19 protein-coding genes and 1 tRNA gene are annotated in these 22,483 nt (G+C 62.9%); 1 reads left to right on the top strand and 19 read right to left on the bottom strand.

The window, feature by feature from the left end; genetic code table 11:
- From BM002_RS18755 to rpsL, 5 genes are all read right to left on the bottom strand, one after another.
- On the bottom strand, positions 1-134 hold a 134-nt coding region (locus BM002_RS18755), incomplete at its 3' end, for a GTP-binding protein (RefSeq protein ID WP_245749327.1).
- 25 nt (positions 135-159) lie between these two features.
- On the bottom strand, positions 160-711 hold the full coding sequence (locus BM002_RS18750) for a DUF6778 family protein (RefSeq protein ID WP_092785162.1): 552 nt from the start codon (positions 709-711) through the stop codon (positions 160-162).
- Positions 711-2,831 (bottom strand): elongation factor G, encoded by a 2,121-nt coding sequence (fusA, locus tag BM002_RS18745; RefSeq protein ID WP_092785159.1) that lies wholly within the window; start codon positions 2,829-2,831, stop codon positions 711-713. The genes BM002_RS18750 and fusA overlap by 1 nt, the downstream gene beginning before the upstream one ends.
- Positions 2,832-2,914: 83 nt before the next feature.
- The gene (gene rpsG / locus BM002_RS18740) at positions 2,915-3,385 is read right to left on the bottom strand and encodes a 30S ribosomal protein S7 (RefSeq protein ID WP_092785156.1); all 471 of its coding nucleotides are present in this window, start codon (positions 3,383-3,385) and stop codon (positions 2,915-2,917) included.
- A gap of 15 nt (positions 3,386-3,400) precedes the next feature.
- Positions 3,401-3,772 carry a 30S ribosomal protein S12 gene (gene rpsL, locus BM002_RS18735; RefSeq protein WP_085835153.1) on the bottom strand — a complete coding sequence of 124 codons (372 nt, stop codon included), beginning with the start codon at positions 3,770-3,772 and terminating at the stop codon, positions 3,401-3,403.
- 304 nt (positions 3,773-4,076) lie between these two features.
- Between rpsL and BM002_RS18730 the strand changes: the two genes are divergently transcribed.
- On the top strand, positions 4,077-4,880 hold the full coding sequence (locus BM002_RS18730) for a glycosyltransferase (protein ID WP_092785153.1): 804 nt from the start codon (positions 4,077-4,079) through the stop codon (positions 4,878-4,880).
- On the opposite strand, the gene BM002_RS18725 is transcribed toward BM002_RS18730, so the two are convergent.
- From BM002_RS18725 to BM002_RS18660, 14 genes are all read right to left on the bottom strand, one after another.
- Positions 4,877-5,773, bottom strand: a complete 897-nt coding sequence (locus tag BM002_RS18725; RefSeq protein ID WP_092785150.1) for a DMT family transporter — start codon at positions 5,771-5,773, stop codon at positions 4,877-4,879. The genes BM002_RS18730 and BM002_RS18725 overlap by 4 nt on opposite strands.
- On the bottom strand, positions 5,770-6,615 hold the full coding sequence (locus tag BM002_RS18720; protein ID WP_175484972.1) for a glycosyltransferase: 846 nt from the start codon (positions 6,613-6,615) through the stop codon (positions 5,770-5,772). The genes BM002_RS18725 and BM002_RS18720 overlap by 4 nt, the downstream gene beginning before the upstream one ends.
- A 39-nt stretch (positions 6,616-6,654) precedes the next feature.
- Positions 6,655-7,083, bottom strand: a complete 429-nt coding sequence (locus tag BM002_RS18715) for a DUF3592 domain-containing protein (RefSeq protein ID WP_092785144.1) — start codon at positions 7,081-7,083, stop codon at positions 6,655-6,657.
- Between the two features lie 39 nt (positions 7,084-7,122).
- Positions 7,123-7,563 carry a DUF3592 domain-containing protein gene (locus tag BM002_RS18710; protein WP_092785141.1) on the bottom strand — a complete coding sequence of 147 codons (441 nt, stop codon included), beginning with the start codon at positions 7,561-7,563 and terminating at the stop codon, positions 7,123-7,125.
- A gap of 125 nt (positions 7,564-7,688) precedes the next feature.
- On the bottom strand, positions 7,689-11,921 hold the full coding sequence (rpoC, locus tag BM002_RS18705) for a DNA-directed RNA polymerase subunit beta' (RefSeq protein WP_092785138.1): 4,233 nt from the start codon (positions 11,919-11,921) through the stop codon (positions 7,689-7,691).
- 82 nt (positions 11,922-12,003) lie between these two features.
- Positions 12,004-16,143 (bottom strand): DNA-directed RNA polymerase subunit beta, encoded by a 4,140-nt coding sequence (gene rpoB / locus BM002_RS18700; protein WP_092785166.1) that lies wholly within the window; start codon positions 16,141-16,143, stop codon positions 12,004-12,006.
- Between the two features lie 320 nt (positions 16,144-16,463).
- Entirely contained in the window at positions 16,464-16,844 is a 381-nt protein-coding gene (rplL, locus tag BM002_RS18695; RefSeq protein ID WP_092785135.1) for a 50S ribosomal protein L7/L12, read from the bottom strand.
- Between the two features lie 78 nt (positions 16,845-16,922).
- A complete protein-coding gene (gene rplJ, locus BM002_RS18690) occupies positions 16,923-17,435 on the bottom strand; it encodes a 50S ribosomal protein L10 (protein ID WP_092785131.1) in 513 nt (170 codons plus the stop codon).
- Between the two features lie 248 nt (positions 17,436-17,683).
- Positions 17,684-18,385 (bottom strand): 50S ribosomal protein L1, encoded by a 702-nt coding sequence (rplA, locus tag BM002_RS18685; protein ID WP_092785128.1) that lies wholly within the window; start codon positions 18,383-18,385, stop codon positions 17,684-17,686.
- Positions 18,385-18,834 carry a 50S ribosomal protein L11 gene (gene rplK, locus BM002_RS18680; protein WP_092785125.1) on the bottom strand — a complete coding sequence of 150 codons (450 nt, stop codon included), beginning with the start codon at positions 18,832-18,834 and terminating at the stop codon, positions 18,385-18,387. The genes rplA and rplK overlap by 1 nt, the downstream gene beginning before the upstream one ends.
- A 105-nt stretch (positions 18,835-18,939) precedes the next feature.
- Positions 18,940-19,473 (bottom strand): transcription termination/antitermination protein NusG, encoded by a 534-nt coding sequence (gene nusG, locus BM002_RS18675; protein ID WP_092785122.1) that lies wholly within the window; start codon positions 19,471-19,473, stop codon positions 18,940-18,942.
- 218 nt (positions 19,474-19,691) lie between these two features.
- Positions 19,692-19,886, bottom strand: a complete 195-nt coding sequence (gene secE / locus BM002_RS18670) for a preprotein translocase subunit SecE (protein WP_092785119.1) — start codon at positions 19,884-19,886, stop codon at positions 19,692-19,694.
- A gap of 73 nt (positions 19,887-19,959) precedes the next feature.
- A complete protein-coding gene (locus BM002_RS18665) occupies positions 19,960-22,002 on the bottom strand; it encodes a methyl-accepting chemotaxis protein (protein ID WP_175484971.1) in 2,043 nt (680 codons plus the stop codon).
- 164 nt (positions 22,003-22,166) lie between these two features.
- A tRNA-Trp gene (locus BM002_RS18660) sits at positions 22,167-22,242 on the bottom strand.
- Between the last annotated feature and the right edge of the window lie 241 nt (positions 22,243-22,483).

Raw genomic sequence — 22,483 nt, 5'->3', positions numbered from 1 at the left:
ATCTGGTCATACGCCTTGAAGTCGCCAAAATACTTCGTGATCGCCGCCGTCAGCGTCGTCTTCCCGTGGTCAACATGGCCAATCGTGCCAATGTTGACATGCGGCTTGTTACGCTCAAACTTTGCCTTCGCCATTTTCTCTCTCCTATGCGTCGCGGCCTCAGGCCGGACGGATTCCGTATACAATTCCTGCGATACGCTTGCCGAGCGCTTGCCCGGCAAGCCCGATCTCTCCGGCCTGGCCATTGCGTTGCAACGCCTCGGCCGTCAGTGCCGCCCCGAGGAGGCCGCCGAACCGCTGATCCGCATGGGCCCGCAGGCCCCGCGGCGCACCGATCGCCTGACCGGTCCGCGCATCACGCACCTGGATCGTCGCGTCGATGGCGGCCGCACCGCGTGCCGTCAGGCCCGCAGACGCCACCGTCGGCACGAAGATCCGGCCCACGAGCACGTCGATGATCACGTCGCGATCGCCACCCGCCCGAGCGGCCTGGACGGTGCCCAGGGCGTTCTGGCGGATGATCTCCTCGACCTGAACGGGGGTCAGGGTGATCGGCTTTTCGGCCTGTGCCACGGCCCGGTCGGCTTCAACCCGCATGTTGACGACGTTGAACGACCGGAGATCCGATGCGTTCGACACCGGTTCCGAAACACAGCCCGAAAGCCCCGCTACGGAAGCCGCGCCCGCGATGATGAAGCCGCGCCGATCCATCAGGCGTACTTCTTCTGGATCTCGTCCGAGATGTTCTGCGGCACGGGCTCGTAATGGTCGAACTGCATCGTGAACTGCGCCCGGCCCGAAGACATGGACCGCAGCGTGTTGATGTAGCCGAACATATTGGCCAGCGGCACGAAACAGTCGATCGCGATGGCGTTGCCGCGCGGCTCCTGTCCCGAAACCTGACCGCGACGGGACGTCAGGTCACCGATGATGCCACCGGTGTAATCCTCGGGCGTCACCACCTCGACCTTCATGATCGGCTCCAGCAGCTTGGCACCGGCCTTGCGCATCCCTTCCCGCATGCACATCCGTGCCGCGATTTCGAACGCGAGGACCGAGGAGTCCACGTCGTGGAACTTGCCGTCCAGCAGCGAGACCTTGAAGTCGATGACCGGGAAACCCGCCAGCGGACCGGAGTCCATGACCGACTTGATGCCCTTTTCCACGCCCGGAATGTATTCCTTGGGCACGGCGCCGCCGACGATCTTGGATTCGAAGGAATAGCCTTCGCCCGGTTCGGTCGGCGAGATGACGAGCTTCACTTCGGCGAACTGACCCGAACCACCCGACTGCTTCTTGTGGGTGTAGGTGTGCTCGACCTCGTGACCGATCGTCTCGCGGTAGGCGACCTGCGGGGCACCGATGTTGGCCTCGACCTTGAACTCGCGCTTCATGCGGTCGACGAGGATGTCGAGGTGCAATTCGCCCATGCCCTTCATGATGGTCTGGCCGGATTCGATGTCGGTCTCGACGCGGAAGGACGGATCCTCGGCGGCAAGACGCTGCAGCGCGGTGGCCATTTTTTCCTGATCGGCCTTGGTCTTGGGCTCGACCGCGATCTCGATCACGGGCTCGGGGAAGGTCATCGTTTCGAGCACGACCTGATCGTTCACGTCCGACAGGGTGTCCCCCGTGGTCGTGTCCTTGAGGCCCGCCAGCGCGATGATGTCGCCTGCGAAGGCTTCGGTGATTTCCTCGCGGTTGTTGGAGTGCATCATCATCATGCGACCGACGCGCTCTTTCTTGCCCTTGGTGGTGTTCTGGAGCGTGTCGCCCTTCTTCAGAACGCCCGAGTAGATGCGCGTGAAGGTGAGCGAGCCCACGAAGGGGTCGTTCATGATTTTGAACGCCAGACCCGAGAAGGCCATGTTGTCATCGGCACGACGCGGGATGTTGCGGGTTTCCGTCTCGTCGCCGGGCTTGAAGCCCATGTAGTCGACCACGTCCATCGGGGACGGCAGATAGTCGATCACGGCGTTGAGCAGCGGCTGGACGCCCTTGTTCTTGAAGGCGGAGCCGCCCAGAACCGGGACGAAGGACATCGACAGGCAGCCCTTGCGCAGCAGTTTGCGCAGGGTCGCGACGTCGGGTTCGGCCGCGTCCATCAGGTAGGCTTCCATCGCGTCGTCGTCCATTTCGACGGCGGCTTCGATCATCTTGCCACGCCATTCGTTGGCCATGTCCTTGAGGCTGTCGCGGATCGGGGCCTTGACCCAGGATGCGCCCAGGTCTTCGCCCTGCCACAGCCACTCTTCCATGGTCACGAGGTCAAGCAGGCCTTCCAGCTCGGTCTCGGCGCCGATCGGAATGCCAACGGGAACGGCGCGGGCGCCGGTGCGGTCTTCGATCATGCGGACGCAGTTGAAGAAATCGGCGCCGATCTTGTCCATCTTGTTGACGAACACCATCCGCGGAACCTTGTAGCGGTCGGCCTGGCGCCAGACGGTCTCAGTCTGGGGCTCGACGCCGGCATTGGCGTCCAGAACGCAGACGGCACCGTCGAGCACGGCGAGCGAACGCTCGACTTCGATGGTGAAGTCGACGTGGCCGGGGGTGTCGATGATGTTCAGGCGGTGCTTCGGGCCATCAGGCTCGATCCCGTTCTCGGTCCGCTCCCAGAAGGTCGTGGTGGCAGCCGAGGTGATCGTGATGCCACGCTCTTGCTCCTGCTCCATCCAGTCCATGGTGGCGGCGCCGTCATGGACTTCGCCGATGTTGTGGGACTTGCCGGTGTAATACAGAATCCGCTCCGAGCAGGTGGTCTTGCCTGCGTCGATGTGGGCCATGATGCCGAAGTTCCGGTAACGGTCGAGGGGATAGTCGCGTGCCATTTGGCGTACCTCTGATTGAGGAGAAAACGGGTTCGGGGGCCCATGATCAGGCCCCCGTGTTATGCGTCATATAAGTACGCGGATCACCAGCGGTAGTGGCTGAACGCCTTGTTGGCGTCGGCCATCTTGTGGGTGTCTTCGCGCTTCTTCACGGCCGATCCACGGGATTGGACGGCGTCGATCAGCTCACCGGCCAGACGCTCTTCCATGGTGTTCTCGTTGCGGGCGCGGGCGGCCTTGATAAGCCAGCGGATCGCCAATGCTTCGCGGCGCTCGGGGCGCACATCGACGGGCACCTGATAGGTCGCACCACCCACACGGCGCGAACGCACCTCGACGGATGGTTTGATGTTCTCGAGGCTCTCGGCGAACACTTCGATCGGGCTGCGCTTCAGCTTGGCTTCGACGCGGTCCATGGCGTTGTAGACGATGCGCTCGGCAACGGCCTTCTTGCCGTCGATCATGAGGTTGTTCATGAACTTGGTCAGAACCATATCACCATATTTGGCGTCGGGCAGGACCTGGCGTTTTTCTGCGGCGTGACGACGGGACATCTCGCTCTCTCCTTCTTACTTGGGACGCTTTGCGCCATACTTCGAACGACGCTGGCGGCGATCCTTGACGCCCTGCGTGTCGAGTACACCGCGAAGGATGTGATAGCGGACACCCGGAAGGTCCTTGACGCGGCCACCACGGATCAGGACCACCGAGTGCTCCTGAAGGTTGTGGCTTTCACCGGGGATGTAGCTGATGACTTCGAAACCGTTGGTCAGGCGCACCTTGGCGACCTTCCGCATGGCCGAGTTCGGCTTCTTGGGGGTCGTCGTGTAGACGCGCGTGCAAACGCCACGCTTCTGCGGGCAGCTTTCGAGGTGCTGCGACTTCGATCGTTTGACCTTGGGCTGCCGCGGCTTGCGGATCAGCTGCTGGATGGTTGGCATAGGGTATCCCCGATTGCTGTTCAAATCTCAGGTCCGGCACAATCCACCCTGCCAAAACGCTGAAGCCGCAGTCGCCCGGAATTCCGACCTGGGCGATGCGGTTTGGTGACAGAGGACGCGGGAAACATTATCCCGGATCTTGTGCGCTGGTTCTGGCAAGACGAGTGGTCCCTGCGGGCAGGAACCGACCGAATTGGGCGCGTGATAGGGGAATCGCGCGGGGGTGTCAACGCGCCCTGCCCCATTGGCCCGCGGTTTCCGTCACGCCTTGCCGGACCGCCCGTTTGCAGGCACCGTCTGCCCCATGTCCGACCTTCAGATCCTGGCCATCACCCGCTTTGCCTATCCCGGCCTGGGCATGTTCCAGACCGAGCATGACACCGTCGAAGCGCGTCAGGCCCACCTGTGGTCCGAGGCCCGGATGACCGCCCGCTTCCGCACGCTGGAACACGTCTGCCTGCGCACCCTGGCCGCCCAGGTCGACGGCGATTTCCGCACGATCATCCTGACCGGCGATGCCCTGCCCGAGCCTTGGCGGAGCCGCCTTGTGTCCCTCGCCTCGGGCCTGCCGGGCGCCGAGGTGGTGTTCCATCCGCCCGACGGTCAGAAGGCCGCCCTGTCGAATGTGATCCGGCCCCGCATCGACCCGGATGGCCCGCCGGTGATGTATTTCCGCCAGGACGACGACGACGGCGTGGCGCGCCGTTTTGTTGGTCGTTGCCGCGAGATCTTCGGCCAGATGCGACCCCTTTGGGATCGGCACAAGCGCCTGTGCATCGATTTCAACAAGGGCGTCCGCCTGCAACTGACGCCGGATGGCCCCCGGGTCGAGGAATTGTTCGAGAACCATATCGGCGTCGGTCAGGCCATCTTCCTGTCGCCCGACAACAAGCGCACCGGCATGCATTTCCCCCACCACCGGATGACACAGCTTATGCCGTCGCTGTCGATACCAGATGCGCTGATGTGGGTGCGCGGCATGGACGAGACGAATGACAGCGGGGTGAGCGGGCAGTTGCATCGCCTGAAACCCGCCGACCCGGACCAATGCACGATGCTCAAACGCCGCTTCGCACTGGACCTGCCCGCGATCCGCGCCAGCTTCTAGCGGGGGCCACGGCCGGGTCTGGCGGGAATGGCCTGTTTTACCCGGCCTTCGCGCAACAGGGTATAGATGCCCGTCCCGGCGATGATCGCGGCACCGAGGAACGTCAGCGGCGCGGGCCAGTCGCCGAATATGAGCCACCCCATCAGAAGGCCCCAGATCAGCGAGGTGTAGCGGAAGGGCGTGACGGCCGCGACCTCTCCGACGCGCATGGCCATGATCGACATGAGATATGCGCCGACGATGAACAGGGCCGCCGCGACGATCAAGCCGCCCTGAAGGCCGGTCGGCGTCCGCCACGGCTCCGAGATAGACAGGGCCACCCCGAGCAGGGTGACCGCGATTGACGTGAGAACGGCCACGTTGAGCGACGGCGTCCCCCGTGACAGGCGCCGCGTCACCAGATCGCGGACCGTGGCCATCACGACGGTCAGAAGGCCCAACAGCGAATAGCCGTCGAACCCGGCCGTGCCCGGCCGCACGATCAGCAACACGCCGATGAAGCCCACGCAGACCGCCGTCCACCGCCGCCAGCCCACCTCTTCGCCCAGAAATATCGCGCCGGCCGCCGTGATCGAGAGGGGCAACGCGGCCAGGATCGCGACCAGATTGGCCAGCGGCATGTGCTGCAGGGCGATGACGAAGGGCAGGAAGGCCGCCGCCTCGGCCACGGCGCGGGCCAGCGCCCACTTGCGGTCACCGGCGGGGATGCCCTGTCGCAGAACGCCCATGACCTGCGCCAGAAGCAGGATCAGCACAGTGGCAACAACACCCCGCAGAACGACCACCTGAAACGCAGGCAGGCTCTCGGCCAGCCATTTCAGCGCGGCGTCGTTCAGCGTGAAAGTCGCCATGGAGCCCATCATGAAACAGGCCCCCTTGAGGTTGTCGTTCATGTGTCGCGCGCCGGTTGCGGCATCAGGGCCATCGCCGCCTCGGGGTCCAGCCCGAAGCGGTCGGCCAGCAGTTTCCGGCCCCGCCGCGTCGCCAGTTCGGAGGCATGGGGCGGAATCGACCGGCCACTGTCGTTGTGGTCATGCAGGGTGCGCAGAAACATCGGCTCCTCTCCGGGGAGAGAGAAGCAAGGCACATAGCAGGGCAGCCGACGGTGGTTGTAGCGGTAGATGCAGGTCGGCAGGTCGGCCGTGGTGATCATCGCGCAGGCAAGGCCGAGGGGCTGTGCCTCGCGGAATTCGTGGAACGGCTGATCGGGATCGAAGAGGTTCCAATAGATCCCGCGCGCGAACGACAGGCTGGTCGGCACCTCGGCCAGGCCCGCGTGGATCAACCGATTGGAGATGTCGCGTGTCTGGGCAATATAGTCGATGGCCACGGCATCGTCATCATCGATCCGGAACCCGGTGATATGCGTCGTGGTGCCTTCCGGCCCTTCGTCCAGCCCCCGCCGAAAGCTGCGCTTGGCCGCTGCGAGCGCGCCCATCCGGTCGAGGTAGACGGTCTTGAGAAACGGATACGTCTCGGCCAGCGCGTTCAGGCGCTTGCGCCACCGCATCGGAAGGCTCGTTCCCGCCAGGATGACACAGGTGAAATCCATGTCGCTCTGTGCCGCCAGCGACGGCAGGGTGATCGTTTCCAGATAGGTGAACCGCGTCTCGATCCGCTCGGGATCATAGAGATGCGCCTCGAGCGCCGCTTCATCCAGTCCCGAGACGGCGAACCCTTCCTGAGCGGGATAGGAAAAGCGAAGGACGCCGATAATGCGGTTCTGAATGGACATGGGGTTTGCTGGCATGGCCCCGACCGGCTGGCAAGGGGGCTAGCGACGTGACCTCGTGAACTCCACATCGCCCGTCAGCACGAACCAGGCCACCCCGAAGAACACCAGCGCAATGGGCAGGGGGAACAGCGCGAAGAGATAGCCGTCCCGCTGATCGGCCAGAACGGCGAACCGGCGACCGGGGGCATCCATGATCTCGACCCGCTGACCCAGCTGATAGGTGCCCGGCGCGACGGCGGCACGGGTGGGGCGGGTCAGCGGTCGACCGCTGACGCCCGTATAGCGAACCGTGGGCAACACATGGGTCTCGCCCCCATCGACCACCTCCTCCAGTTCGACGATGTCGCCCCAGACCTTGCGCCCGCGACGGGTCTGCCGCGCCATGCTGAGCATGAACGCCGCGGCGGCCAGCGAGAACAGACCGAAGACCGCGAAAAAGCCGAAGCCGACGATGTTGTACATGTTCATGATGTTGGCCTCGCACGGCTCATCCGGTCTCGCAACCGGTCAGCCCCCGAACGGCAAGGTAACCCCGGTCAAAGCCAGAAGTCCCGCGATCAGCGCGCCCCCTCCCATGACCAGAAAGGCCGCGGGCATAACCCATCTGGCGGCGCCGTTCGCGACCAGAACGGTATCGCGTCCCGGAATGTAGAGCACGTCAACATCCTGTCCGATGGCATAGTCGTATCCGCTGCTGCTGAACATGGTGCGGCACGAGACGATGGTCCCATCCGGCCCGGTCACGTCAAGGGTGGGACGATAGGATCCAGACACCCCGTTTGTGTCATCGCTTTTGACGAACTCGACGTCCGTGACGATTCCGGTGACCTTCTGCCCCCGACGTCGGAACTTTTGCACTTCATCGCGCATCCACAGGCCGAAGCCGCAAAATATGATGCCCACGATCGTCAGAACGATCGCACCGGTGAGGGAAATGTCCACTGTCATCAAAGGCTCCTTCGTCGTTGCCGCGAAAGATGCCCCGCAATTCGGGCAATCATTTGACCCACAAGAAAAACCCGCCCGGGGTGAACCGGGCGGGGCAATCTGGTCGAAACCTCAGGGGCGGGGGATCACTCCTCGGTCTGGGGCTCCGGCTTCTTGAAGACATCGTCGGCGGCGCTGGTCGGAGCCGGGGCGGCCAATGCGGCGGCCTTCTGGGCTTCGATCCGCGCTTCCTCGATCACGACATTGTCGCGGCTCTGGGCGATGGCGCGCATCTTCTGGGTCGCGCCACCGGTGCCCGCCGGGATCAGGCGGCCCACGATGACGTTCTCTTTCAGACCGACAAGCTTGTCGCGCTTGCCTTGCACCGACGCCTCGGTCAGCACCCGCGTCGTCTCCTGGAAGGAGGCGGCGGAGATGAAGCTGCGCGTTTGCAGCGACGCCTTGGTGATGCCGAGCAGGATGGGTTCCGCCCGGGCCGGACGGTCGCCCCGCTTCTCGGCCTTGGCATTCGCCTCGTCGAGTTCCAGCTTGTCGATATGCTCGCCCTTGAGCAGGGTCGTGTCGCCCGAGTCCAGAACTTCGAACTTCTGGAGCATCTGGCGGACGATCACCTCGATGTGCTTGTCGTTGATCTTCACGCCCTGCAGTCGATACACGTCCTGCACTTCGTCGATCAGATAGTCGGCAAGCGCCTCAACACCCAGGATCCGCAGGATGTCGTGCGGGGCCGGGTTGCCGTCCATGATGTAGTCACCCTTCTGGACGAAGTCGCCTTCGGCCACCGGGATGTGCTTGCCCTTGGGCACCATGTAGTCGATCGGCTCGAGGCTGTCGTCGGTGGGTTCGACCGTGATCCGACGCTTGTTCTTGTAGTCCTTGCCGAACTTCACATAGCCATCCGCCTCGGCGATGATCGCGTTGTCCTTGGGACGACGCGCCTCGAACAATTCCGCCACCCGCGGCAGACCGCCGGTGATGTCCTTGGTCTTGGCACCCTCGCGCGGGATCCGCGCGACGACGTCGCCGGCCTTCATGTCCTGACCGTCTTCGATGGACAGGATGGCGTCGACCGACATCGCGTAGGTGATCGGGTTGCCCGCCTCGTTGCGCACAGGCTCACCATCCGGACCCGCCAGAATGACCTCGGGCTTGAGTTCGTTGCCCTTGGGCGCGGAACGCCAGTCGGTCACGATCTTCTGGGTCATGCCGGTGGCATCGTCCGTCTCGTCGCGGACGGAAATGCCCGCATATAGGTCGACGAACTTCGCCTTGCCGTCGGCTTCGGCGATGATCGGCAGGGTGAAGGGGTCCCATTCGAACAGCTTGTCGCCGCGCTTGACCTTGGCCCCGTCCTTGACGAACAGCGTGGTGCCATAGCCCAGCTTGTGCAGCGCCCGGTCTTCGCCGTCGGCGTCGACAATGGCCATCTGCATGTTGCGGCCCATGACGACAACGCCGCCGGCCTCGTTCACGAGGATATTGGCATTGCGGAACGCCACGGTGCCGTCCGAGGACGCCTCCATGAAGGACTGCTGACCACCCTGGGCCACGCCGCCGATGTGGAACGTCCGCATCGTCAGCTGGGTCCCCGGCTCACCGATGGACTGGGCCGCGATGATCCCCACGGCCTCTCCGATGTTGACCTGTGTGCCGCGGGCAAGGTCACGACCATAGCAGGTAGCGCAGACGCCCTCTTCGGCCTCGCAGGTCAGGGGCGAGCGAATGCGCATCGAGGCGACGGCCGCCGCGTCGATGGCATCGGCGCGCCGCTCGTCGATCAACTCACCGGCCTTGACGATCACCTCTTCGGTGCCCGGCACATGCACATCATCGGCCGCGACCCGACCCAGCACACGCTCGGCCAGGGTGGCGACGACTTCGCCGTCGTTGACGGCCGCCGTCGCGGTGATCGCGTTCTCGGTGCCGCAATCGTCCACACGAACGATGCAGTCCTGCGCCACGTCCACCAGACGACGGGTCAGATAGCCCGAGTTCGCCGTCTTGAGCGCCGTATCCGACAGACCCTTGCGGGCGCCGTGGGTCGAGTTGAAGTACTCGAGAACGGTCAGACCTTCCTTGAAGTTCGAGATGATCGGCGTCTCGATGATGTCGCCGTTCGGCTTGGCCATCAGGCCGCGCATGCCGCCCAGCTGCTTCATCTGGGTGACCGAGCCACGGGCACCGGAGTGGGCCATCATATAGACGGAGTTCGGCTCGTTCTCGGCGCCGTTCTCGTCTTCGCCCGCGATCGAGATCGTGGACATCATGGCTTCGGTGACCTTGTCGTTACACTTCGACCAGGCATCGACCACCTTGTTGTACTTTTCGCCCTGGGTGATCAGGCCGTCCATGTACTGCTGCTCGAAGTCCTTCACCTGGTCGCGCGTCGCATCGACGATCGGCCACTTGGTGTCGGGCACGACCATGTCGTCCTTGCCGAACGAAATGCCGGCCTTGAAGGCCTCGCGGAAGCCGAGCGTCATGATCTGGTCGCAGAAGATTACCGACTCCTTCTGACCGCAGTAGCGATAGACGGTGTCGATGGTCTGCTGCACTTCCTTCTTGCGCAGCAGGCGGTTGACCAGGCTGAACGGTGCCTTGGCGTTGAGCGGCAGCAGGCTGCCCAGGCGGACGCGACCGGGGGTCGTGTCGAACACGATGCCGACCTCTTCACCCATGTCGTCGATCTGGGTGACGCGCGCCTTGATCTTGGCGTGCAGATGCACCTCACCGGCGTCGAGCGCGTGGTTCACCTCGTCCACGGAGGAGAAGATCATGCCCTCGCCCTTCATGCCCTTACGCTCCATCGAAACGTAGTAGAGGCCCAGGATCATATCCTGCGACGGCACGATGATCGGCGCGCCGTTGGCGGGCGACAGAACGTTGTTCGTTGACATCATCAGGACGCGGGCTTCCAGCTGCGCCTCAAGGCTCAGAGGCACGTGCACGGCCATCTGATCGCCGTCGAAGTCGGCGTTGAAGGCCGAACAGACAAGCGGGTGCAGCTGGATTGCCTTGCCTTCGATGAGAACCGGCTCGAACGCCTGGATCCCCAGACGGTGCAGCGTCGGCGCACGGTTCAGAAGGACCGGATGCTCGCGGATGACCTCGTCCAGGATGTCCCAAACCTCGGGGCGCTCCTTTTCGACCAGCTTCTTGGCCTGCTTGACCGTTGAAGACAGGCCCTTGGCCTCGAGCCGCGAATAGATGAACGGCTTGAACAGCTCGAGCGCCATCTTCTTGGGCAAGCCGCACTGGTGCAGCTTGAGTTCCGGTCCGGTCACGATGACCGAACGGCCCGAGAAGTCGACCCGCTTGCCCAGAAGGTTCTGGCGGAAGCGGCCCTGCTTGCCCTTGAGCATGTCCGACAGCGACTTCAGCGGGCGCTTGTTGGCCCCCGTGATGACGCGGCCACGACGGCCGTTGTCGAACAGCGCATCGACGGATTCCTGCAACATCCGCTTTTCGTTGCGCACGATGATGTCGGGCGCGCGCAGCTCGATCAGGCGCTTGAGGCGGTTGTTGCGGTTGATCACGCGGCGATACAGGTCGTTGAGGTCCGACGTCGCGAACCGGCCACCATCGAGCGGGACCAGCGGGCGCAGTTCCGGCGGGATGACCGGGATCACGGTCAGGATCATCCACTCCGGGCGGTTGCCGGATTCGATGAAGCTCTCGACGATCTTCAGACGCTTGATGATCTTCTTGGGCTTCAATTCACCCGTGGCTTCCTTGAGATCCTCGCGCAGCTGAGCTGCCTCGGCCTCGAGGTCGATCTGGGCCAGCATCTCTCGGATGGCCTCGGCGCCGATATTGGCCTGGAACGCGTCGGCGCCATAAGCGTCCTGGGCGTCCATGTGCTCTTCCTCGGTCATCAGCTGACCATAGGCGAGGTCGGTCAGACCGGGTTCGATAACGACGTAGTTCTCGAAATAGAGGATCCGCTCAAGATCGCGCAGCGTCATGTCCAGCATCAGGCCGATGCGCGAGGGCAGCGACTTGAGGAACCAGATGTGCGCGACGGGCGAGGCCAGTTCGATATGGCCCATCCGCTCGCGGCGGACCTTCTGGAGGGTGACCTCGACGCCGCACTTCTCGCAGACGACGCCGCGATACTTCATGCGCTTGTACTTGCCGCACAGGCATTCGTAGTCCTTGATCGGACCGAAGATGCGCGCACAGAAGAGGCCGTCACGCTCGGGCTTGAACGTCCGGTAGTTGATGGTCTCGGGCTTCTTGATCTCGCCATAGGACCACGAGAGGATCCGCTCGGGCGAGGCAAGGCTGACCTTGATCTCGTCGAATGCCTTGGCTGGCGTGACGGGGTTGAACGGGTTGTTCGTCAGTTCCTGGTTCATTTGGTAACCTTTTGAAAAGGGGCGCGAAGGGAAGTGGCGGGCAATGTCTCGCCCGCCCGACATGTGACTGGTCTGGCGACCGTCACTCGTCGTCTTCCTCCGCATCCAGGAGTTCCATGTTCAGGCCGAGGCCGCGGACTTCCTTGACGAGAACGTTGAAGCTCTCGGGGATGCCCGCCTCGAAGTTGTCCTCGCCCTTGACGATGCTTTCGTAGACCTTGGTCCGGCCCGCGACGTCGTCCGACTTGACCGTCAGCATTTCCTGCAAGGTGTAGGCGGCGCCGTAGGCTTCGAGCGCCCAGACCTCCATCTCACCGAAACGCTGACCGCCGAACTGTGCCTTGCCGCCCAACGGCTGCTGCGTGACTAGGGAGTAGGGCCCGGTCGAGCGCGCGTGGATCTTGTCGTCCACCAGGTGGTGCAGCTTGAGCAGGTACTTGACGCCCACGGTGACCTTCCGGCTGAACTTCTCGCCCGAGCGGCCATCGAACAGATCGGACTGGCCCGAGGTGTCGAAGCCCGCGCGGGTCAGCGCGTCGTTGACATCGTCTTCCTTGGCGCCGTCGAAGACGGGCGTGGCGATCGGAACACCGTTCGTCACGTTGCCCGCGATCTCCAGCAGGTCGCCTTCTGCCAAGTTGGCCATGGCTTCCTCATAGGCCTCTTCGCCGTAGGCGATCCGCATGGCGTCGCGCACCGGGGTCAGGTCACCCGACCGGCGATACTCGTCCAGAGCCTCGTCGATCTTGATGCCCAGACCGCGTGCGGCCCAACCCATGTGCGTCTCCAGGATCTGGCCGACGTTCATCCGCGACGGCACGCCGAGCGGGTTCAGAACGAAGTCGACCGGGGTCCCGTCGGCGAGGAAGGGCATGTCCTCCATCGGCACGACCTTGGAGATGACGCCCTTGTTTCCGTGACGGCCGGCCATCTTGTCGCCCGGCTGAAGCTTGCGCTTCACGGCGATGAAAACCTTGACCATCTTCATGACACCCGGGGGCAGATCGTCGCCGCGGCGGACCTTCTCGACCTTGTCCTCGAACCGGGCCTCGAGCGTGCGCTTCTGGATCTCGTACTGTTCGTTCAGGGCCTCGACCTGCTTGGCCGCTTCCTCGTCCTCCAGTGCGATCTGCCACCACTGCCCGAAGGACAGCGGCTCCAGAGCGGCGTCGTCGACGACCGAATTCGGCTTGAAGCCCTTGGGCCCCTTCACCGCTTTCTGACCCGAAATCATGCCCTTGAGACGAGCATAGATGTTGCGGTCCAGGATTTCACGCTCGTCGTCCCGGTCGCGGGCAAGTCGTTCGACCTGCTCGCGTTCGATCTGCAGCGCACGTTCGTCCTTTTCGACGCCGTGACGGTTGAAGACGCGAACCTCGACCACGGTGCCGTAGTCGCCCGGCTTCACGCGCAGCGAGGTGTCGCGCACGTCAGAGGCCTTTTCACCGAAGATGGCGCGGAGCAGTTTCTCCTCCGGCGTCATCGGGCTTTCGCCTTTCGGGGTGATCTTGCCCACGAGGATATCGCCCGGCTCCACGTCGGCGCCGATGTAGACGATGCCCGCCTCATCGAGGTTGCGCAGGGCCTCCTCGCCGACGTTCGGGATGTCGCGGGTGATCTCTTCCGGTCCGAGCTTGGTGTCGCGCGCGGCGACTTCGAACTCTTCGATGTGGATCGACGTGAAGACGTCGTCGCGGGCGATCCGCTCCGAAATCAGGATCGAGTCCTCATAGTTGTAGCCGTTCCAAGGCATGAAGGCGACGATGACGTTCTTGCCGAGCGCCAGTTCCCCCAGGTCCGTGGACGGGCCGTCGGCAATGACTTCGCCCTTGCTGACCGTATCCCCGACCTTCACCAGCGGACGCTGGTTGATGCAGGTGTTCTGGTTCGACCGCTGGAACTTGCGCAGACGGTAGATGTCGACGCCCGCATCCCCCAGGACAAGGTCCTCGGTGGCGCGAACCACGATCCGCTGTGCGTCGACCTGGTCGATGACACCGCCCCGGGTCGCCATGATGGCAGCGCCCGAGTCGCGGGCAACCACCCGCTCCATTCCGGTGCCGACGAACGGCGCATCCGCCCGCAGAAGCGGCACGGCCTGACGCTGCATGTTCGAGCCCATCAGGGCGCGGTTGGCGTCGTCGTTTTCCAGGAACGGGATCAGCGCCGCGGCGACCGACACCAGCTGCTTGGGGCTGACGTCGATCAGATCGACGTTGTCGCGGCTTTGCAGCATGTAGTCGCCCGACTGACGGGTCGACACCAGCTCGTTCTGGAACCGCATGTCGGACGTCAGCTGCGCGTTGGCCTGCGCCACGGTGTGACGCATCTCCTCGGTCGCGGACATGTACTGCACTTCGTCGGTCACCTGACCGTCGACGACCTTGCGATAGGGCGTCTCGATGAAGCCGTACTTGTTCACGCGGGCGAAGGTGGCGAGCGAGTTGATCAGACCGATGTTCGGGCCTTCCGGCGTCTCGATCGGGCACATCCGGCCATAATGCGTCGGGTGCACGTCGCGCACCTCGAAGCCCGCACGCTCGCGCGTCAGACCGCCCGGCCCGAGGGCCGACAGGCGCCGCTTGTGCGTCACTTCGGACAGCGGGTTGGTCTGGTCCATGAACTGCGACAGCTGGCTGGAGCCGAAGAATTCACGCACCGCCGCCGCGGCGGGCTTGGCGTTGATCAGATCCTGCGGCATCACCGTGTCGATCTCGACAGAGGACATGCGCTCCTTGATGGCACGCTCCATCCGCAGCAGGCCGACGCGATACTGGTTCTCCATCAACTCGCCGACCGACCGCACGCGGCGGTTGCCCAGGTGGTCGATGTCGTCGATGTCGCCCTTGCCGTCGCGCAGTTCGACCAGCGCCTTGATGCACGCCAAGATGTCATCGTCTCGCAGGGTGCGGACGGTGTCCTGGGCATCCAGATCCAGACGCATGTTCATCTTGACGCGGCCCACGGCCGACAGGTCGTAGCGCTCGCTATCGCGGAACAGCTGATCGAAGAGGGCCTGAGCGGCATCCACGGTGGGCGGCTCGCCCGGGCGCATGACGCGGTAGATGTCCATGAGCGCGGTGTCGCGGCCCATGTTCTTGTCGGCGTTCATCGTGTTGCGGATGTAGGGGCCGACGTTGACGTTATCGATGTCCAGGATCGGCAGCTCGTCGATGCCCGCGTCCAGCAATTCCTTCAAGGTGCCGCCCGACACCTCGCCGTCCTTGCCGATTTCCCAGGTCAGCTCGTCACCGGCTTCGACAAAGATCGCGCCATTGGATTCGTCGATGATGTCGCGCGCGGCGAACTTGCCCACGACGGCGTCGAAGGGCACCAGAATCTGGCTGACCTTGCTGTCCTCGTTCAGCTTCTTGACCTGACGCGGCGTGATCTTCTTGCCCGCTTCGAACACGACCTCGCCGGTGTCGGCATCGACCACATCCATCGACGGACGATTGCCGACATAGCGCTCGGGGAAGAACTTGGTCGCCCAGCCTTCGCCCTTGCGATGCTTATAGGTCACCGTGTCGTAATAGGCATTCATGATACCTTCCTGATCCATGCCAAGCGCATAGAGCAGGGTCGTCACCGGCAACTTGCGGCGACGGTCGATACGGCAGAACACAAGGTCCTTGGCGTCGAACTCGAAATCGAGCCAGGAGCCGCGGTACGGGATGATCCGGCAGGCGAACAGCAACTTGCCCGAGCTGTGCGTCTTGCCCTTGTCGTGGTCGAAGAACACGCCGGGCGAGCGATGCATCTGGGAGACGATAACACGCTCGGTTCCGTTCACGATGAACGTCCCGTTCTTCGTCATCAGGGGCATATCGCCCATGAAGACGTCCTGTTCCTTGATATCCTTGACGGATTTCGCGCCGGTATCCTCGTCGGTATCGAAAACGATCAGACGCAGGGTGACCTTGAGCGGTGCGGCATAGGTCATGTCGCGCTGCTGGCACTCTTCCACATCATACTTCGGGGATTCGAGCTCGTACTTGACGAATTCGAGGACGGCCGTCTCGTTGAAATCCTTGATCGGGAAGACCGACTGGAACGTGCCCATCAGGCCTTCGCCTTCGGTGGGTGTCTCCTGATCGCCGGACTTCAGGAAGAGGTCATAGGACGACTTCTGAACTTCGATCAGGTTCGGCATGCTGAGGACTTCCTCGAGCTTGCCGTAGTAGCGACGGATTCGCTTGGAGGACGCTTGCGTCTGAGCCATGTTGTGCTCGCCTTTTTCAAGTTTCGCGCCGCGTCCCCGTCGGGCACCGGGGACCACAGCCTGCGAATGGGTCTTCGGGAAAGGACCATCTGGCATACCCTCCCACAGGTGCGCCGCCGTCCTTCCTCCTGACCGGGAAAATCGCCTGGGCGGCTTTCCGAGACAGGAGCGGGTGGAGCAGGAAAGACCCGCTCCACCCTGATATTTTCACTGTCGGCGCCCTACTCGGGAGACCTTGCCAGGGCAGAGTCCCCTTTCCTTCACCGGAGCAGGATGCAGGGCATCCAACTCGCGACTGTCCCTTGCGGGCCAGCGCGTGATTACTTCAGTTCGACCTCAGCGCCCGCTGCTTCCAGCTTGGCCTTGATGTCTTCGGCTTCGGCCTTGGAGACTTGCTCCTTGACGGCTTTGCCGCCAGCTTCGACCAGGTCCTTGGCTTCTTTCAGGCCCAGACCGGTGATGCCGCGGACTTCCTTGATCACGTTGATCTTGGAGGCGCCTGCCGACTTCAGGATGACGTCGAATTCGGTCTGCTCTTCAGCAGCCGCACCGCCGCCACCATCAACCGGGCCAGCCATCATCACAGCGCCGCCAGCGGCGGGCTCGATGCCATATTCATCCTTCAGGATGGTTTTCAGTTCCTGTGCCTCGAGAAGCGTCAGACCGACGATTTCTTCGGCGAGTTTTTTCAGATCAGCCATTGTACTGTTTCCGTTCGTTTAAGATGTGTTCCGGTGCCGTGTCGTTCAAGACCACGACGAGGGATGACAGGTTTTGCCTCAGGCAGCTTTCTCTTCGATGGTCGAGAGAATGCTCGCGATGTTCGAAGCAGGCGCGCCAATGGCCCCTGCGATGTTCGAAGCAGGTGCGCCGATGCAGCCGACGATCGAAGCGATGAGCTCCTCCCGGCTGGGCATCTTGGCAACCGCTTGAACACCGGCAGTGTCCAGCGCCGTATCGCCCATTGCCCCGCCCAGGATCTCCAGCTTGGAGTTTTCCTTTGCGTAGGCTTCGAAGACCTTCGCCGCAGCGACAGGGTCTTCGGAATAGCCGAGTACGGTCATGCCCGTCAGGAGTTGTGCGATCGAAGCCGCAGGCTTTCCTTCAAGGGCGATCTTGGCGAGCTTGTTCTTGGCAACGCGAACAGATCCACCCGCATCACGCATGCGTGCGCGCAGATCCTGCATTTCGGCAACTGTCATACCCTCGTAGTGGCAAACCACCACGACGCCAGAGCTTTCGAAGATCTGGCCGAGTTCATCGACCACTTTCTCTTTCTGGGCTCTATCCACAGTTTCACTCCAAGTATGGGGGTTGCCCCCCGGCTCATTGCAAGGAGGGTCGCCCCTCCCCGTTTCGGACCGGTTGCCCGGTCCAGCGGGTCCAATGAAGGGCCCCGCGCCAGATCGCCCGAAGTCACCTTCGGAAATCAGTCTCGGGTCCCATCTCAGGAAGGATTTACCGGGTTTCCCCTACCCTCCGTCTCGGACAGGACAGGGCGTTGCCGCCCTGCCAGACAACCCCTTTCGGGGCTGAATTCTTATGCGTTTCCGGTCGCGCTTTCGACCGAGACCGTGACACCCGGGCCCATGGTCGAGCTGAGCGAGATGCTCTTGAGGTACGATCCCTTGGCACCGGTCGGCTTGGCCTTAGACACCGCGTCGACGAAGGCCAACACGTTTTCCTTGAGCTTGGCCGCATCGAAGCTGGCCTTGCCGACACCCGCATGGATGACCCCGGCCTTCTCGACCTTGAACTGGACCTGCCCGCCCTTGGCGGCCTCGACGGCCTCCTTGACGTCCATGGTCACGGTTCCGACCTTGGGGTTCGGCATCAGGTTGCGCGGTCCGAGGACCTTGCCCAGACGACCGACGATCGGCATCATGTCGGGCGTCGCGATGCAGCGATCGAACTCGATCTTGCCGGACTGGACGATCTCCATCAGGTCCTCGGCGCCCACGATGTCGGCACCGGCGGCCTGCGCCTCGTCGGCCTTGGGGCCACGCGCAAAGACGGCGACGCGAACGGTCTTGCCCGTCCCGTTGGGCAGGCTGACCACTCCGCGGACCATCTGATCCGCGTGGCGCGGGTCGACGCCCAGGTTCATCGAAATCTCGACCGTCTCGTCGAACTTCGCCGTCGCATTGGCCTTGACCAGTGACACGGCCTCGTCGAGCGTGATCATTTCCTTGCCTGCGAATGCTTCGCGGGCGGCTTTCGTGCGTTTACCGAGCTTCGCCATCACTTCACCTCGATGCCCATGGACGCCGCAGAGCCCACGATGATCTTCATTGCCGCCTCGACGTCGTTGGCGCTGAGGTCCTTCATTTTCGCTTCGGCGATCTCGCGAACCTGCTTGATCGTTACCGTAGCCACGGTTTCGCGGCCCGGAAGCACAGCGCCCTTGGGACGGTTGCGCTTGCCGACCGGCTTCAGACCGGCGGCCTTCTTAAGGTAATACGACGCGGGGGGCGTCTTGATTTCCATCGTGAAGGACTTGTCCTGGTAATAGGAAATCACGGTCGGGCACGGCGCGCCCTCTTCCATGTCCTGCGTCTTGGCGTTGAACGCCTTGCAGAACTCCATGATGTTGATGCCACGCTGGCCAAGCGCCGGGCCCACGGGGGGCGACGGGTTCGCTTTGCCTGCAGGAATCTGCAGCTTCATCTTGCCGACGAGTTTCTTCGCCATTGGCTTTCTCCTTTGCGGCGGCAGGCGAGGCCTGCCCTACATGCGCCCGTTCGGGCCTTTATGCCGTGGTTCGGCGCGACCATCGGCCCCGCCTCCCACGTCCGATCACGCGGTCTTGGCGACCTGCGTGAATTTCAACTCGACCGGGGTCGCCCGGCCAAAGATCGAAACGCTCACCTTCAGCGATTGCGCTTCCTCATCGACTTCTTCGACTTCACCCGAGAACCCTTCGAACGGTCCATCGGTGACGTTCACATTCTCGCCGGTCTCGAAGGTGATCAGGCTACGCGGAGCCTCTTCGCCCTCCTGGACGCGGTTCAGGATCTGGTTCACCTCGGCATCGCGCATCGGCATCGGGCGGCCTTGCGGGCCCAGAAAACCGGTCACGCGGTTGATCGAGTTCACCAGATGATACCCTTCATCCGACATTTCCATCCGGACCAGCACATAGCCGGGCATGAAGCGACGCTCTGCCGTCACTTTCTTGCCGCGCCGAACCTCGAGCACTTCCTCGGTCGGAACCAGCACCTCTTCGATCTGATCCTCCAGTCCCTGCTCTTCGACCGCCTGACGGATCTGCTCCGCCACGCGCTTTTCGAAGTTGGACAACACGCTGACCGAATACCACCGCTTCGCCATGTCTCGCCTGCCGCCTCTTGCCTGTCGGAACGGAATGGCCCGTCCGAAACGTCAAGCAGCGCGCATCCCGAATCAATGCGCGCCGCCCTGAATTGAAGTTTGCACCGTCTAACCGGCTGATCCCCGGGTTTCAAGACCCGCTTGGCCACCACTGTTCGATTGACCCAAGAACCGCTTCAGCAGGCAATTCGGACCTGCTTTCGTCGCCAGGCGTCAGATCAGAAAGCCTCGAGAACCGTGGTCAAACCGGTCCGGATAAGCAAGTCGACCAGAAAGAAGAATGATGCCGCAACCATCGCGAGCAGGAACACCATGACCGTCGTCAGAACCACTTCGCGCCGCGTCGGCCAAGTGATCTTGGCCACCTCTGCGCGGGTTTGCTGAATGAACTGCACCGGGTTCGTCGTCGCCATCGTCACGCTCCTGCGAATGGGGTGAGCCGGAGATAGGCTCACCTGAACCCTGATGCAAGCACGTCATGCCAACTCAGCCTGCCATTGCCGTGCCCGCGATGGGGGGACTGGCTCCAGCTGACCACTTATTGTCATCCGAGTGGCCCTGCCACGCCGCATGCACACTGTCCCTATCGGCAAGATCAAAGCGCTCGATGAGCTTGAGCATCTGCGAAGCCGCCCCCTTCAGCGAAAGGTTCGCCGTCGTGATCTCTTCGAACATCGCCGTGTTCTGCTGTGTCGCGCCGTCGATTTCACCCATCGCGCGGTTGATCTCTGCTGCGGCACTAGACTGTGCATCGGTCGCCTGTGCGATTTCCGTCACCTGGCTGCTGATCAAAAGGATGCTCTCACCCAGACTTGACAGCGTCTCACCCGTTCGTGCGACGCGCTGAACGCCGCGCTCGATCTCGTCCGACGACTTCTCGATCAGGTCGCCGATGAGTTGGGAAGCGTCCGATGCGCGCTGCGCCAATGCACGCACCTCGGATGCGACGACCGCGAAACCCCGGCCCGATTCCCCGGCGCGCGCCGCTTCAACGCCGGCATTGAGGGCGAGAAGGTTCGTCTGAAACGCGATGTCATTGATGACGGTAAGGGTTTGCGTGATCTCTTTCGAGACGGCCTGGATCGCATTCATGGCAGTCGCCGCATCCTTGACGATCACGTCGCTTTCGCGGGCCTCTTCCTGAGCCTGATCGGCCGACTTGCGAACCTGGGCGGTCAACGTGGCTGTCGAGGAAATCGACTCGACGATCTGATCCAGCGCAGCCGTGGTTTCTGCCAGCGAGCCGGCCGTGCGCTCCGTCCGCTTGGACAGGTCCTCAGCCGAAGCGGACAGGTCGCTGCTGTCGTCGAGGACACCAGCGGCATGCCGCGACAGGTCCCCGAGTGCGCGTTCCAGGTGACTTGCCGTCGCGTTGGCAGAGCTTTGCAGTGTCGCAAATGCCCCTGACCGCACGCCCTCCATTCGCGCCGACAAGACCCCCTGCTCAAGCTGGCTGAGAACTTCGACCACGTCGTCCACACCTTCGCCGATCCGGGACAGCAGCCCATTGATCATCTTTCGCAACGCGACCTGATCTTCGGGAATGTCCTCGATCTTCATCCGGGCCGAAAAGTCTCCGTCTGTCGCGGCGGCAATCAACGCCTCGATATCTCTCTGCAGGAGGGTCTGCATTTCAATCCGGGCCTGCGCTTCCTCGGCGGCTCTCTGGGCACGGGCGGCCTGCGCTTCCTGCGCTTCGCGTGTCGCTTCCTCCTGCTTTCGCACCAGTTCAGCATTTCGCTGTTCGGCCAGAGCATTGTTCTCGGAGGCCAGCTTGCGTTCCACGATGTTCGAGCGGAACGCCCGCAAGGCGCTGGATATGCTCTTGATCTCCGTTGTCCGCCCCTTGGGCAGAACGGTATCGGCATCGTCCTTCGCAAGGCTCTCCATGGCGTCGATTGCCTGGCGCAGGGGAACGGCGATCTGACGGCGCAGCAGAACGAAGCTCAGAACCGAGAGGACAGCGACAACAATCGCGAGCGTCAAGAACGTCCGGACTGCACCTTCATGAAGTCGCTCTTCCATTTCGGTCGGGTCGAAATAGATCTCGAGGACGCCGATTACGGAACCTTGTGCGCCATTGGCGGAATAGAGAGGCACAAGGACGCGCTTGTAGTCTCCGATGAATTCATACTGCATCTCGGTGACCAACTCGGTCGCGGGCCTCAATCCCGCAAGCGACTCCTCGAATTCAGGACGAGCCGCGGTGATCGCCTTGTCTGTGTCAGGGAAGTAGGCCCGGACACCCCGCATCTTGCTGCCCGGCAGGGCGAAGGCATCTCGGGCAATGGGCTCGGCAGCCTGAGGACCGAAGGCGCGGATCGGTCCTTCGATCTGACGCGCGAAGGAACTGGCCACAAGACTGACCATTTCCTCATAGTCCTTGCGCACGGCCGTATTCAGCGCTTGCAAGTTGATAATAGAGACCAGCGATGCGGACACGGTGACCAGGACGAGAATCAGAATGGTGGTCTGGCCCACAAGCGATTGCCACCACCGCGTCGGCGCTTCGGTCGCGGCGCCGATCATCGTCTCAGGGTCGCCCGGTGCAGTGGCCGCGTCCGCGCGATCCGGCGACGAGTCGGAAATCTGTGTCATGATACATCCCGCATATGTTCTGAAACCGCAGATAGCCGAGTCGGTTTAACAAAACCTTGTCAGCCGCGATCAGACGTGGGGAATTGAAGAGATCCTGGCAGGGGCATCAGGATTCGAACCCGAGACCTGCGGATTTGGAATCCGCTGCTCTACCAACTGAGCTATACCCCTGCAGGTGCAGACCGGATACTTCGCAGCGCGGCGCGGCGCAAGGGGTTTGCCCCGGCCAATCCGGCGTTGCTTGTGCAGCCATATCTGCATGGCATTTTTCGCGCTTTCAGGACTGCCAGTGCTTGTCGGAAGGTGACGTATTGGGCTGACGGCGGGACACCTCCCCCATCTTGCGCGTCCAACCATCCAACCATCCAACCATCCCGCCCTCTCGTGACAAAGGCCGCCCCTTGCGGGACGG

Origin of the sequence: Jannaschia pohangensis, from assembly GCF_900113875.1 — a bacterium.
GTDB classification, from domain to species: Bacteria; Pseudomonadota; Alphaproteobacteria; order Rhodobacterales; family Rhodobacteraceae; genus Jannaschia; species Jannaschia pohangensis.
The sequence above is the reverse complement of the archived record's forward strand: the minus strand, read 5'-3'. Positions and strand labels throughout refer to the sequence as shown.

What these genes read in the sequence shown, in the direction of transcription:
- BM002_RS18750 (WP_092785162.1), bottom strand. Translation starts at nt 711, where the DNA reads ATGGATCGGCGCGGCTTCATCATCGCGGGCGCGGCTTCCGTAGCGGGG.
- fusA (WP_092785159.1), bottom strand. Translation starts at nt 2,831, where the DNA reads ATGGCACGCGACTATCCCCTCGACCGTTACCGGAACTTCGGCATCATG.
- rpsG (WP_092785156.1), bottom strand. Translation starts at nt 3,385, where the DNA reads ATGTCCCGTCGTCACGCCGCAGAAAAACGCCAGGTCCTGCCCGACGCC.
- rpsL (WP_085835153.1), bottom strand. Translation starts at nt 3,772, where the DNA reads ATGCCAACCATCCAGCAGCTGATCCGCAAGCCGCGGCAGCCCAAGGTC.
- BM002_RS18730 (WP_092785153.1), top strand. Translation starts at nt 4,077, where the DNA reads ATGTCCGACCTTCAGATCCTGGCCATCACCCGCTTTGCCTATCCCGGC.
- BM002_RS18725 (WP_092785150.1), bottom strand. Translation starts at nt 5,773, where the DNA reads ATGAACGACAACCTCAAGGGGGCCTGTTTCATGATGGGCTCCATGGCG.
- BM002_RS18720 (WP_175484972.1), bottom strand. Translation starts at nt 6,615, where the DNA reads ATGTCCATTCAGAACCGCATTATCGGCGTCCTTCGCTTTTCCTATCCC.
- BM002_RS18715 (WP_092785144.1), bottom strand. Translation starts at nt 7,083, where the DNA reads ATGAACATGTACAACATCGTCGGCTTCGGCTTTTTCGCGGTCTTCGGT.
- BM002_RS18710 (WP_092785141.1), bottom strand. Translation starts at nt 7,563, where the DNA reads ATGACAGTGGACATTTCCCTCACCGGTGCGATCGTTCTGACGATCGTG.
- rpoC (WP_092785138.1), bottom strand. Translation starts at nt 11,921, where the DNA reads ATGAACCAGGAACTGACGAACAACCCGTTCAACCCCGTCACGCCAGCC.
- rpoB (WP_092785166.1), bottom strand. Translation starts at nt 16,143, where the DNA reads ATGGCTCAGACGCAAGCGTCCTCCAAGCGAATCCGTCGCTACTACGGC.
- rplL (WP_092785135.1), bottom strand. Translation starts at nt 16,844, where the DNA reads ATGGCTGATCTGAAAAAACTCGCCGAAGAAATCGTCGGTCTGACGCTT.
- rplA (WP_092785128.1), bottom strand. Translation starts at nt 18,385, where the DNA reads ATGGCGAAGCTCGGTAAACGCACGAAAGCCGCCCGCGAAGCATTCGCA.
- rplK (WP_092785125.1), bottom strand. Translation starts at nt 18,834, where the DNA reads ATGGCGAAGAAACTCGTCGGCAAGATGAAGCTGCAGATTCCTGCAGGC.
- nusG (WP_092785122.1), bottom strand. Translation starts at nt 19,473, where the DNA reads ATGGCGAAGCGGTGGTATTCGGTCAGCGTGTTGTCCAACTTCGAAAAG.
- secE (WP_092785119.1), bottom strand. Translation starts at nt 19,886, where the DNA reads ATGGCGACGACGAACCCGGTGCAGTTCATTCAGCAAACCCGCGCAGAG.
- BM002_RS18665 (WP_175484971.1), bottom strand. Translation starts at nt 22,002, where the DNA reads ATGATCGGCGCCGCGACCGAAGCGCCGACGCGGTGGTGGCAATCGCTT.